General features: G+C 62.3%; 11 protein-coding genes. 7 read left to right on the forward strand and 4 right to left on the reverse strand.

All coding sequences use genetic code 11. The annotated features are described in order from the left end of the window. Window positions 1-16: 16 nt before the first annotated feature. Complete coding sequence (locus tag J4E08_RS00560) at window positions 17-1,051, reverse strand: alkane 1-monooxygenase (RefSeq protein ID WP_349536850.1); 1,035 nt, start codon at window positions 1,049-1,051, stop codon at window positions 17-19. Between the two features lie 185 nt (window positions 1,052-1,236). Here J4E08_RS00560 and J4E08_RS00565 point away from each other — a divergent pair, with 185 nt between their 5' ends. Next, window positions 1,237-2,922 carry an NAD(P)H-dependent oxidoreductase subunit E gene (locus J4E08_RS00565; protein WP_349536851.1) on the forward strand — a complete coding sequence of 562 codons (1,686 nt, stop codon included), beginning with the start codon at window positions 1,237-1,239 and terminating at the stop codon, window positions 2,920-2,922. A gap of 86 nt (window positions 2,923-3,008) precedes the next feature. On the opposite strand, the gene J4E08_RS00570 is transcribed toward J4E08_RS00565, so the two are convergent. Next, window positions 3,009-3,914, reverse strand: coding sequence for a lytic transglycosylase domain-containing protein (locus J4E08_RS00570; protein WP_343055911.1), 906 nt, complete (start codon window positions 3,912-3,914; stop codon window positions 3,009-3,011). A 78-nt stretch (window positions 3,915-3,992) separates the two neighbouring features. On the opposite strand from J4E08_RS00570, the gene ftsY reads away from it, so the two are divergent. Beyond that, window positions 3,993-5,105 (forward strand): signal recognition particle-docking protein FtsY, encoded by a 1,113-nt coding sequence (ftsY, locus tag J4E08_RS00575; RefSeq protein WP_349536852.1) that lies wholly within the window; start codon window positions 3,993-3,995, stop codon window positions 5,103-5,105. A 10-nt stretch (window positions 5,106-5,115) separates the two neighbouring features. On the opposite strand, the gene J4E08_RS00580 is transcribed toward ftsY, so the two are convergent. Continuing rightward, window positions 5,116-5,607 carry an MgtC/SapB family protein gene (locus tag J4E08_RS00580; protein ID WP_183965500.1) on the reverse strand — a complete coding sequence of 164 codons (492 nt, stop codon included), beginning with the start codon at window positions 5,605-5,607 and terminating at the stop codon, window positions 5,116-5,118. A gap of 69 nt (window positions 5,608-5,676) precedes the next feature. Here J4E08_RS00580 and J4E08_RS00585 point away from each other — a divergent pair, with 69 nt between their 5' ends. Together J4E08_RS00585 and J4E08_RS00590 are read left to right on the forward strand one after the other, a co-directional pair. Then, window positions 5,677-6,579, forward strand: a complete 903-nt coding sequence (locus J4E08_RS00585; RefSeq protein ID WP_349536853.1) for an EamA family transporter — start codon at window positions 5,677-5,679, stop codon at window positions 6,577-6,579. 81 nt (window positions 6,580-6,660) lie between these two features. Then, window positions 6,661-7,278, forward strand: coding sequence for an inner membrane-spanning protein YciB (locus J4E08_RS00590; RefSeq protein WP_349536854.1), 618 nt, complete (start codon window positions 6,661-6,663; stop codon window positions 7,276-7,278). Window positions 7,279-7,281: 3 nt separating this feature from the next. Here J4E08_RS00590 and J4E08_RS00595 read toward each other — a convergent pair whose 3' ends face one another. Then, window positions 7,282-7,716 carry an Lrp/AsnC family transcriptional regulator gene (locus J4E08_RS00595; RefSeq protein ID WP_349536855.1) on the reverse strand — a complete coding sequence of 145 codons (435 nt, stop codon included), beginning with the start codon at window positions 7,714-7,716 and terminating at the stop codon, window positions 7,282-7,284. A 109-nt stretch (window positions 7,717-7,825) separates the two neighbouring features. On the opposite strand from J4E08_RS00595, the gene J4E08_RS00600 reads away from it, so the two are divergent. The 3 genes from J4E08_RS00600 to J4E08_RS00610 all read left to right on the forward strand — a co-directional run bounded on the left by J4E08_RS00600 (window position 7,826) and on the right by J4E08_RS00610 (window position 12,345). Further along, the gene (locus J4E08_RS00600; RefSeq protein ID WP_349536856.1) at window positions 7,826-8,944 is read left to right on the forward strand and encodes a type III PLP-dependent enzyme; all 1,119 of its coding nucleotides are present in this window, start codon (window positions 7,826-7,828) and stop codon (window positions 8,942-8,944) included. Window positions 8,945-9,050: 106 nt separating this feature from the next. Further along, complete coding sequence (locus tag J4E08_RS00605) at window positions 9,051-11,345, forward strand: xanthine dehydrogenase family protein molybdopterin-binding subunit (protein ID WP_349536857.1); 2,295 nt, start codon at window positions 9,051-9,053, stop codon at window positions 11,343-11,345. Next, window positions 11,323-12,345 carry a T6SS phospholipase effector Tle1-like catalytic domain-containing protein gene (locus J4E08_RS00610; protein WP_349536858.1) on the forward strand — a complete coding sequence of 341 codons (1,023 nt, stop codon included), beginning with the start codon at window positions 11,323-11,325 and terminating at the stop codon, window positions 12,343-12,345. The genes J4E08_RS00605 and J4E08_RS00610 overlap by 23 nt, the downstream gene beginning before the upstream one ends. Window positions 12,346-12,431: the final 86 nt, after the last annotated feature.

Here is a 12,431-nt window from a genome sequence, read left to right on the forward strand (position 1 = left end):
ACAGTTTTAGAATTGGTTAAGCGCGTCGCTCTGCGGGCGAGGGTCCGCTTGTGGTCGGCTGCCATGCGCGGGCGCGCGGGTCCATGATGCGCCGCCACAGCGGTGGCACAAGGGCGATCACGGCCATGACGGGCAGGGAATGCGGCAGGATCGGCATCTGGTCGCGGTCCAGATCGAGGCCGGGATAGTGCCGCGCGGGATGCGCATGGTGATCGGAATGGCGCGGTGCGTTCAGCATCAGGGCAGAGGAGAAGCCCTGCGGCGCGTTCCAGCTGTGTCGGGCGCCGACGGGCTCAAACTTGTTGGCCGCGATCTCCCGCCGTTGCAGCCCGTAGTGCTGGACGTAATCAGACAGCAGCAGTTGAAGCTGGGCGTAGGCCGCAAGCAGCACCAGCGCCAGAAAGCCCGCCCATCCGGCCAGGGCCAGTGCAATTCCCATGGAGATCAACGCGAGCAGTCCGTAGGCGGTGTAGGGCGTCAGGCCGCTGGGGCGCAGCCGTCGTTCCGCGCGGTAGCCTTGCACCAGCGCGCCTCGCCAGGCCCGCCCGGCAAAGTGCCAGAAGCCTTCGCCCATGCGCGCGGAATTGGGGTCATTCGGCGTGGCGGCATGGATGTGATGGACGCGAGGGTGCGCCGAGGCATGAAATCCGAACAGGACCGAGCTGTAGACCGCCACGCCCAAACGTCGCATCCAGCGCGGCGCGCGGTGGATCAGCTCATGCGCGTTTGAGTTGCTCACCTGCCCAAGGAACAGGGCCAGCGCAAGGAACAGCGCCAGCCGGTCCATGAGTGCCAGATCGCCCTCCGCCAGCACCCAGACGCCGCCGTAAAGCAGCGGGAAGTGCAGCAGTCCCAATGTGACAGACAGCGCATCGCCCGCCGGGAATTCCGCGTCAGGATGATCCGGCGCGGCCAGGGCGGTCAGCTTGTCCATGCCGTAGGTGAAAACGGTGATGTAGAGGAGCGCGATCAACGCGAATGGCGCGCCAAGTGTCATGGCCAGTGTCAGTGCCACGACCATCCCCAAGGTCGCCAAGGTGAATCGTGTCATCTCATCCCCATTTTAACCCGCCCGATACCATTGGATGTCTTACCTCTATCGGAACTTTCCGTCACGCATCAGACAAAACCCGGGGCTTTTGTGGGCGTTGTCCCACCGCAAGGCGTCGTTTTTTACCTGCGCAAAAGCTTACTCGGCGGATAAACTGCGCAGCAAGTACAAGAGGGAGTAAGGCCATGGCACTCGACGAGCGCAAGGGCGTGTGGAAAAATGCGCGTGGCAAGGGGCGCAGCACCCCAAAAGGCCGTCAGGTCGAGGATCAGGCATGGGCCGACGTGCGCGCGCTGTTGGGTGACCAGGACCGGCGTCGGGACCTTTTGATCGAATTCCTCCATCTGATTCAGGACAAATACGGTCATCTGTCCGCGGCGCATCTGCGCGCGCTGGGAGAGGAAATGCGGCTTTCCATGGCCGAGGTTTACGAAGTCGCGACGTTTTATGCCCATTTCGATGTGGTCAAGGAAGGCGAAACACCGCCGCCCGCGTTGACGATTCGGGTGTGCGATTCCCTGTCGTGCGAGATGGCCGGGGCCGAACAGCTTCAGGCCGCCCTGGAGGACGGGATGGACCCCGCGCAGGTGCGTGTGCTTCGGGCGCCTTGCATGGGCCGTTGCGACACAGCTCCGGTTTTGGAGATCGGGCACAACCACATTGACCATGCCACGGTTGAGAAGGTCGAAGCAGCCATCGCCGCGCAGGACACGCATGCCCATCTGCCCGAGTACGAGGATTACGATGCCTACGCGGCGCAGGGGGGCTACAGCAAGCTGGCGGAGCTGCGGGACGGTGGCGATTGGGAGCAGGTGCAGGAAACGGTGCTGTCTTCGGGCCTGCGCGGTCTGGGCGGTGCAGGCTTTCCGTCGGGCCGCAAATGGGGGTTCGTGCGCGGGGCCGAAGGTCCGCGCTACCTTGCGGTAAATGGCGACGAGGGAGAGCCGGGGACCTTCAAGGACCGCTTTTACCTCGAGCGACAACCGCATGTTTTTCTTGAGGGAATGCTGATCGCGTCCTGGGCGGTGGAGGCGGAGCGCGCCTTCATCTACATGCGCGACGAATATCCGGCAGTGTTGGAGATTTTACGTCGCGAAATCAAGGCACTGGAAGGCGCAGGTGTTGTGGATCACGGCTATATCGACCTGCGTCGTGGTGCCGGGGCCTATATCTGTGGCGAAGAGAGCGCGATGATCGAGTCGATCGAAGGCAAACGTGGCATCCCACGCCACCGCCCGCCCTATGTGGCGCAGGTCGGGATCTTTAACCGGCCAACTCTGGTGCACAACGTCGAGACGCTGCATTGGATCTGCAAAGTGTGCCGCGAAGGGCCTGAGGCTTTGTCCTCGGTCGAGAAAAATGGCCGCAAGGGGCTGCGGTCCTACTCCGTATCGGGGCGGGTGAAAACGCCGGGCGTGTATCTTTTGCCCGCCGGGTCGACCATCAACGATGTTATCGATGCTGCGGGCGGAATGCGAGACGGACACGTTTTCAAAGCCTATCAGCCGGGTGGTCCATCCTCTGGCCTGCTGCCCGCATCCATGGCGGATGTGCCGTTGGATTTCGACACGTTGCAGCCGCTCGGCACCTTTATTGGCTCGGCGGCGGTCGTGGTTCTGTCGGATCAGGATTCGGCGCGCGATGCGGCGCTCAACATGCTGCGCTTCTTCGAGGATGAAAGCTGCGGTCAGTGCACGCCCTGTCGTGTCGGGTGTGAAAAGGCCGTCAAACTGATGAGCGCCGACACTTGGGACCAGCCACTGCTAGAAGAACTGTGTCAGGCGATGGGCGATGCGTCGATTTGTGGACTGGGGCAGGCCGCGCCGAATCCGATCCGTTTGGTGATGAAGCACTTCTCTGAAGAAATCTGACCCGAGATTTCAGATAAGTCGAAATAGTGACGGAGTGGGCGGTCAGGCCGCCAATTTTCGTTATCGAATGTGGCGAATGTGCTGGTTCAATCCGTGGCGTAAACAGCGCAAATGCAGCCGTTTCGTTTGAGCGCCGCGCAAAGCTTCCACGCGGCGTCACGGCTGTTGCGCCCCAGACGCACCATGTAGTAGCCGCCCTTCGGGCTTGCCCTGCTTTTCGACCAGATCAGGAACGGCTCCTCCCCGCCGATCGTGCGGCGACAGCTGCGGGTCGTTGCGCGATACTTGCTCAACGCGGCGCTTTCGGAGAGTCCGAAGGCCACCTGGACGCCCCACGGCGGTAAGACAGGCTCTGGTTCCGGGTAGGCGGTCAAGCGACGGTGGCGGGCGAGCGCGTGGCAGGCGGGCTGAAACGGCGTGTCGCCATCAAGACGAAAGTCATGGTCCTCGGGCGGGCTGTCGCGCCATGTTTCTGCGGTGAGCCCGGTGATGATCTTCACGTAGTTTATGGTTTCACGGGCCAGACCCCCGGTCTTTGCGATCAGCCCTTCGGCGCGGCGCTCGCCGCCATTGTACCCGACGGCGGCCAAGCCGGGGTTGCCGTATTTGCGGGTCATCTCCCCCAGATATTCTGCGGAGAATTCCAGCGCTTCGGCGGGATTGTAGGGGTCTTTCAGACCGCGCAGGGCAGCGGTGGAGGCGATGAACTGCGCGATTCCCATGGCATTGGCGTGGCTGAGGGCATTGGGATCAAATCGGCTTTCCTGCCAGATGAGCCGCGCAAAGAAACCGGGATCGAGGTCGTTGGCGATGGCGAATTGTTCGATCGCCTGACAGGTGTCGTGCACGAAATGCGACGGGCGGATGCACTGGGTTTGCGCATGTTGGCCTGTGGAACACAATGTGCCGGGCTCGGCCAAGGCCTGCCCGGAAAGACACAAGAGCAAAAGAACACGCCACAACACCCGCATGACGTAATAAGAGCGCGACACGAACCGGGGTCAACTCACACTTTCATTAAAGGGCGCGGCGTATTAGGTGAAGGGAACGCAAGTTGGGAGGCGTCCTCTATGTCCTTTTTCGGCAATCTGAAAAACAAGCTGTTCAAGTCGTCCTCCAAGCTGGATGAGGGGCTGGACGCCATCGTCGAGGAGGGCGCTGACGGCGCGGTGCCGGACGCGTCCGAGCCTGTCGCAAACGAGAGCCCGACCCCCAACGTTCCTGCGCTGCAGGCCCCGATGGCGGTGATGGACCCGATGCCCCTGCCGGAAGAAACGGAGCCTCAGGGCACCGCGCGTCCCGGTCTGTTGGGCCGCTTGATCGGCGGTGGACAGACCGATGATGCACCCCGGCGTGTGCTGGACGACGACATGCTTGAAAGCCTCGAAGAGCTGTTGATCGCCTCTGACATGGGGGTGGATACCGCGTTGCGCGTCACCTCCAACATTGCCGAAGGCCGTATGGGGCGCCGCGTTTCCGCGCGGGAAATCAAGGAGCTTCTGGCGCAGGAAATCGCCCGCGTGATGGAGCCGGTGGCGCGTCCGCTGCCGCTTTATCCGCAAAAGCCGCAGGTGGTGTTGGTCGTCGGGGTCAATGGCTCTGGCAAGACCACGACCATCGGAAAACTTGCCAGCCAATTCAAGGCCGCCGGGAAGTCGGTCGTGATTGCGGCGGGCGACACGTTCCGTGCCGCGGCTGTCGAGCAGCTTCAGGTTTGGGGGGACCGCGCTGGCGTGCCGGTGCTGACCGCGCCGGAGGGCTCCGACCCCGCGAGCCTTGCTTATGATGCCATGACGAAGGCGCAGGCGGAGGGCGCGGATCTGTTGATGATCGACACCGCCGGTCGTCTGCAAAACCGCGCGGATCTGATGGAAGAGCTGGCAAAGATCGTGCGCGTGATCCGCAAGAAAGACCCTGAGGCGCCGCACAACACCTTGTTGGTGCTGGACGCGACCACCGGGCAAAACGCGCTGGTGCAGACAGAGGCCTTCCGCCAGTTGGCGGATGTGTCCGGGCTTGTGATGACAAAGCTGGACGGTACAGCCAAGGGCGGTGTTCTGGTGGCCTTGGCGGACAAGTTCGGGTTGCCGATCCATGCGATCGGGGTGGGGGAGCAGATCGACGATCTTGCGCCTTTTGATCCCGAAGAATTTGCCGCGGCCCTTACGGGGCTGGAGACGTGACGCCGACGGGTTACCCTCTGTTGCCCGTGTCGAACTTTCGTTCGATCTGACCCAGAACAAATAGAACCGTGACGACTATCGCGGTCGCCATGGCTGACACGGCAATGCTGCCCGCACCGCAACCAAGGCCAATCGCGCCGCACAGCCACAGTGAGGCCCCGGTGGTCAGGTTCTGGACTTGCCCGCCGGAGGTGAAAATCACACCGGCTGCTAGAAACGCGACCCCGGCGGTGACGGCTTCGATCATCCTCAGCGGATCGTGGCGCTGTTCGCCGGTGTCGCCGAAGCTGATTGCAGAGAGTTCCTGACCCACGAGGACGAACAGGCAGGCCGCTATGCCAACGAGTATGTGGGTGCGCAATCCGGCTGGTTTGCCTTGCAACTCGCGCTCCAGTCCGACAATGGCACAGAGAAAGACCGCCACCAGTAGGCGGGTGAAGGCAAGCGACGCGGGAACCACCGAGAAACTGGCGCCGAGTTCATCGGCAATCTGACTCCACATGTGTTCCCTCCAATTCGTTGCTTCAGAACAAACAAGGCGGGGGCGCATCAGGTTCCCTGAGAGAGACAGATGAGCGACTGGCTGATTTCACTGGAAGGCACCGCAGCGGGCCATCAGCTGGCGTTGCTGCTGGCCTTGGCGGCGGCATTCCTGCACGCGGTGTTTGGCGCGCTGCAAAAGGGGCGGCATGATCCGTGGCTCTCGCGCGGTGCGATCGACGGTTTCTATTGCCTGATGGCTGCGCCTTTTGCGCTGTTCGTGGTGCCTTGGCCGGAGCCGCATATGTGGATCATTTTTGCGGGCGCATTCGGTATCCACACCGTCTACAAGATCTTGCAGGGCTATGCCTACACACGGGGTGCCTACACGGTGGTCTACCCGGTGGTGCGGGGCACGGGGCCGCTGTTCGCCGTCATCGGGGCCTCGCTGGTGTTCGGAGAGCATTTCGGCGCGGTCCAATGGCTGGGCGTCGGGGTGCTGTTGTCCGGGATCTTTGGCCTTGCGGTCTACAACCTGATGTATCTGCAGGTCGCGCGGGAGACGCTGCCTGCCGCGCTGACCTTTGCCGTGGCCACAGGCCTGTTCGTGGCGCTGTACACCACCTATGACGCCTACGGCATTCGTGCGACGGCGGATCCCTTCACCTTTTTGGCGTGGTTCTTCTTTATCGACGGGTGGCTGATGCCGATTGTTGCACTGCTGCGCTATCGGGCCATGCCGGTTCCGCCCGCGCTGCCGCCATTGATGGCGCGCGGATTTGTCGGCGGGCTGGTGGCGTTTCTGAGCTTCGGATCGATCATGTTGGCAACCCGTCTGGACAAAGTGGGGGAGGCCGCGGTGCTGCGCGAGACCTCCACCGTGTTTGCCGCCGTCATCGGATGGCTGGTGCTGAAGGAAACCGTCGGCCCGCGGCGCGTGGCCTTGATGGCGCTGATCGCCATTGGCGCCGTGATCGTGGAAATGGGTGGGTAACGCCTGGTGACGCAGCTTTGAGCGGGCACACATTGAGTCACCGGCCGGAACACTTTATCTGATCCCAAAAGGGAGCCTTTCATGACCGAGCAAGCCGGGCCACGCCCGATCAACCCGACGCTGAAGATGGGGCTGGAATTCGGCCCGGTGCTGGCGTTTTTCGTGGCCTATCTCTGGCTCAAGGATCGTGTCTTTACCATCGGCGGCACCGAGTACGAGGGCTTTATCCTTGTGACAGCGGGGTTTGTCCCTGTGCTGCTGGCCTCCATGGCGGCGCTGTGGTGGCTGACCGGACACCTGAGCAAGATGCAGGTGGTGACGGCGGTGCTGGTGGTGGTGTTCGGCGGGCTGACGGTCTGGCTGAATGACGACCGGTTCTTCAAGATGAAGCCGACATTGATCTATCTGCTGTTTGGTGGTGCTTTAGCCATTGGGTTGATGCGTGGCGAAAGCTGGCTGCAATCGGTGCTCGATGGGGCGATGCCGCTGACTCATGAGGGCTGGATGATCCTGACCCGGCGGATGATGTACTTCTTCTTTGGTCTGGCGGTGTTGAACGAGATCATCTGGCGCACGATGGAGACGCAGACATGGGTCTACTTCAAGACGTTCGGCCTGACCGCTGCGATCTTCGTGTTCTTCGCCACGCAAAGCAGCCTGTTCAAAGAGCACAGTTCCGAGGACGACAAGGCGGACTAGGCCCTAGCCGGAGCGATCTATTTTCGTGCTCAGGTGAATGAGGCTTTCGGAGCTGCGGACGCCCTTCGCCTCTCCGATCCTGTCCAGGGTGGCGTCCAGCGCCGCCGTGCTGTCGGCGGTCAACGTCACCAGCAAGTCGAACCTGCCGGAGGTGGTGTGGACGGTTTCCACCTCCGGGATGGCCCGCAGTCGGGTCAGCACAGTGGGCGATTCATGCGGGGCGACGGCGATCAGCACGGTGGCGCGCAGCATCGGTTTCAGCGCCTCACCGCGTCGCAATGTGTATCCTGCAATCGCGCCACGACTTTCCAGACGGTCAAGCCGCGCCTGAACCGTGGTTCGGGCCAAGCCCAGCTTGCGCGCCAGGTCCGCCACTGGCGTGCGGGCGTTTTCAGAAAGTGCCGCGATCAGTGCGTGGTCAGTTTCGTCAAGTTGCATGGTGCTCTCGTCGTTTTGTAGGGCAGTTTGTCACATATCGCCCGCTTTGCCGATTCCTTTCGACGAGACGCGGACGCAAACTTTGCCTGAGCGAGCAGGAGTTCAGGCGATGTACACAGAGACCTACCGCAGCGATCCCGCGCGATGGCTGGCGCGAGAAGCCCCCGATGAGCCGGTGTTTTTCTACAACCCCATCAAACTGGAGGCACAGGCGCGCCGGTTCCACGAAGGCTTTCCCGGCGAGGTGACCTACGCGGTCAAAGCCAACCCCGATCCGCTGGTGATCGAGGCGTTGGCGCGTGGCGGGATGACGGCGTTTGACGTGGCCTCACCCGAAGAAATGGCGTTGGTGCGCGATGTCGCCCCGGCGGCGCGGCTGCATTACCACAATCCGGTCCGATCAAAGGCAGAGGTCGCCACGGCCCGCAGTTACGGCATCACATCCTGGTCGGTGGATCGCGAAAGCGAGCTGGATAAGCTGGGCGATATCTCCGGGGTGGAAATTGCGGTTCGTCTGAAACTGCCGGTGGCGGGTGCCGTCTATGATTTTGGAGCGAAGTTCGGCGCATCCGAGGCGCAGACCGTGGACCTGCTGCGAACCGTGGTGGCGCGGGGCGGCGTTCCATCGTTGACCTTTCATCCGGGCACGCAATGTCGCGCGGCTGGGGCTTGGGTGGCCTATATCGAGGCGGCGGCCAGATGCGCCCAGGAGGCTGGTGTCACCTTGCACCGGCTGAACGTGGGCGGCGGATTTCCGGCGCATCGCGAGGATCCGGACCCGGACCTTCAGGCGATTTTTGACCGAATAGCGGAAACGGTGGCGCAGGCCTTTGGATCTGATCTGCCCAAATTGGTCTGTGAGCCGGGCCGAGCCTTGGCGGCGAGCGCGTTTGAACTGGCGCTTAGGGTCAAGGCGATCTCTGGCACGGCGGTGTTTCTCAATGACGGGATCTACGGCGGTTTGAGTGAATGGCGCGACTTGCAGGCGTCGCAGCGGCTGACGGTCTATGCGTCAGATGGCACGTTGCGGGGCGGAGCACTTCGGGAGCGCGAAGTTTTCGGCCCCACCTGTGACAGTCTTGACCGCCTGTCGGATCGCGTGGCCATGCCCATGTCGCTGGAAGAAGGCGATTTTGTGCTGTTTCACGCCTGCGGCGCCTACAGCACGGCGCTGTCCACCCGGTTCAATGGCTATGGTGCACGCCGCATTGTGACGCTGATCGCCTGAGCGTCCGCCAAAGGATCCCGGCGCAGTTGGGGCAGCGGTGCTGGCGGCTCTGGACAGTGCTGGCCATGTCGCTAGTCTCCCGCGCAGAAGCGCCAGGGAGGACAGCATGGACAAGTTCGGCAAGAGCCAATCGGTCACACGGGTCGAGGACACGCGGTTCCTGACCGGGCAGGGCCGCTACGTCGACGACATCGCGCCAGAGGGGGCGTTGCACGCCTACGTCCTGCGGTCTCCTGTGGCACATGCAGTGCTGAAAGGCATCGACACCGAGGCGGCGAAGGCGGCCGCCGGGGTTTCGATAGTGCTGACACAGACCGATCTGGAGGCTGCCGGCCTGGACGCGCAGATGACGTTCAGCTGCGCCCCGCAACGAGACGGATCGAAGGGCGCAGCGCCAAGACGTCCCTTGCTGGCGACGGACAAGCTGCGCTTTGTCGGGGAAGCCGTGGCGGTTGTCGTGGCCGAAACCTTGGCAGAGGCCAAGGATGCCGCCGAGTTGATCGAGATCGACTACGAGGACCTTCCGGTGTCCATGGCGCTTGAGGCGGGAGGCGAGACGATCCATGCGGAGGCGCCGGACAACCGGGCCTATGACTACGGCATGGGGGACGAGAGCGCGACCGAGGCCGCCTTTGTCAGTGCCGCGCGTGTGGTCAAACTCGAGGTTGGCGACAACCGCATCATCGTCAATTCAATGGAGCCACGCGGCGCTTTTGCCGAATGGGATGGCGATCGTATGCACCTTGCCTTTGGCGGGCAGGGGGTCTGGGGCATGAAGGGCGAGCTGTCCCGTTGCTATGGCGTGGACGCCGACAAGGTCCGCTGCACCAACCCCGATGTGGGGGGCGGCTTTGGCATGAAAGGCATGGCCTACCCGGAATATTTCGTGCTGCCCTTTGCCGCGCAGCAGGCGGGACGCCCCGTGCGCTGGATGTCCGACCGGACAGAGGCGATGCTGTCCGACAATGCTGGCCGAGATTTGACGACGACGGCCGAGCTTGCCTTTGACGCGGACAACCGCATCCTTGCCTACCGCACGCATACGCGGTCGAACCTCGGGGCCTATAACTCGCAGTTCGGGCAGATGATCCAGTCGTTCCTGTTCAGTCGCGTGTTGACCGGCGTCTACGATATCCAGACCGTGTTCCAGCGCGCGGAGGGGTTTTACACCAACACGACCCAGGTGGATGCCTACCGCGGCGCGGGCCGCCCCGAAGCGATTTATGTGCTGGAACGGGTTATGGACCGTGCAGCGCGCGAGCTTGGGGTCGACCCGATGGAGCTGCGGCGCATCAACTTCATCAAGCCTGACAAGTTCCCCTACACCACGGCGGCCGGCGAAACCTACGATGTGGGGGAGTTCGCGCGCGTTCAGGCGCACGCGGCCCAGACGGCGGACCTTGCCGGATTTGCGGCAAGAAAAGCGGACAGCGCACAATCGGGCAAGCTGCGCGGATTGGGGATTTGTTATTACATCGAGAGTATCCTTGGCCAACCGCATGAGGATGTAAAAGTGGAATTCGTGGAAGACGGCGCGCTGATCTACGTGGGCACCCAGTCGAACGGGCAGGGGCACGAGACGGTGTTCCGCCAATTCCTGTCCGATCAGACCGGCATCCCGGCGGCGCAAATCCAAGTGATCCAAGGGGACAGCGATTTGATCCCGTCCGGCGGTGGTACGGGTGGTTCTCGGTCTGTCACGGTGCAGGCGAACGCGACCTTGGCCGCTGTGGCGACTATGGTTGACGGCTTCGCCGATTTTCTGGCCGGGGAAATGGGCGTGGATGCAGGAGACGTGTCCTTTGACGACGACCGGTTCCGTGCGGAGGGATCGAATGTCAGCCCAACCATGCTGGAGGCTGCTCAGATGGCCCGTGAGGCCGGGCGCGACGACCTGTTGGTCTGGCAGACCACCGCCAAGCTGCCGGGACGCTCCTTTCCCAACGGCTGCCATGTGGCTGAGGTGGAGATTGACCGGGACACTGGCGAAACGGTCTGCGACCGCTACACCGTGGTTGATGATTTCGGCAACCTCATCAACCCCATGCTGGCCGAAGGGCAGGTGCATGGCGGCGTGGTGCAGGGATTGGGGCAGGCGCTGTGCGAGCGGGTGGCCTATGACGATCAGGGGCAACTGCTGACGGCGAGCTTTATGGATTACGCCATGCCGCGCGCGCAGGATGTCCCGATGATCGGTTTCGAGACAGAGCCGGTGCCGTCAACCGCGAACCCCATGGGCATGAAGGGCTGCGGCGAGGCGGGCACCGTCGGTGCGCTCGCGGCAGTGTCGAACGCAGTGCAAGACGCGCTGTGGGATGTTGGAATCCGGCAGGCTGACATGCCTTTCACGCCTGCCCGAGTGTGGACGATGTTGAGGGATGATCGTATCGCGGCTGAATAAAGCAATTGCCAGACTGTTTCGGAGGCCGCGCGCCTCCGGACAGACGGTGTACGAGCCGCGTCGTGGCCCGCGTGATCATGTCATCATCTTGGATGGGACTGCATCGACCCTACGGGATGGACGGGAAACCAACGCGGGGCTGACGTATAAGTTGCTGAAAGAACAGGGCGACTTATCGCTCTACTACGAGGCGGGCATCCAGTGGTCCGATTGGCGCACCACGGGCGATGTCATCGTGGGACGCGGCATAAACGGCCAGATCCGGCGCGCTTACGGTCACCTCGCTTCGCGCTATCGCGTTGGGGACAGGATCTTCTTTCTCGGGTTTTCTCGCGGTGCTTATGCGGTGCGGTCCTTGGCCGGAATCATAGATCGGGTGGGTTTGCTGCGCCCCGAACACGCGACGGAGCGAAACATCCGTCAGGTCTATCGCCTCTATGAATACGCCCCCGATGGAGAGAGTGCGGAGGTCTTTGCCCACCGATATTGCCACGACGTCACTTTGATCGAAATGGTGGGCGTGTGGGACACGGTCAAGGCATTGGGATTTCGCTGGCCTTTGTTGTGGCGGCTGTCGGAACCGCGTCACGCTTTCCATAATCACGCTTTGGGCCATTCGGTGCGACATGGGTTTCACGCTTTGGCGATGGATGAAACGCGCGATACGTTTTCACCTGTGCTCTGGACCCGTCCTGACGGGTGGCACGGCGTGATGGAGCAAGTGTGGTTTCGGGGAACCCATGGTGATGTGGGCGGTATGCTGGGCAGTTTTCAACAAGCGCGACCGCTCGCCAATATACCCCTGGTCTGGATGTTGGAACGTCTGGAAGCCTGCGCACTGTCGCTACCGCCTGGCTGGCGGCAACGGTTTCCTTGCGACATTACGGCCCCGTCGGTCGGAACATGGCAGGGGTTTGGAAAGGCGTTTTTGCTTCGCCGTCAGAGAGTTATGGGTGACGATCCGTCAGAGAGAATGCATGACAGCATTGAAACGCCCTGACCGCAGAGCGGCGCAATGCAGCCGGGCGAATAGGGGATTTGGGCCGTCAATAAAAAAATTCACATTTTATTGACAGCCCTTTAATC

Origin of the sequence: Sagittula sp. NFXS13 (assembly GCF_040148795.1) — a bacterium.
Lineage (GTDB): Bacteria > Pseudomonadota > Alphaproteobacteria > Rhodobacterales > Rhodobacteraceae > Sagittula > Sagittula marina.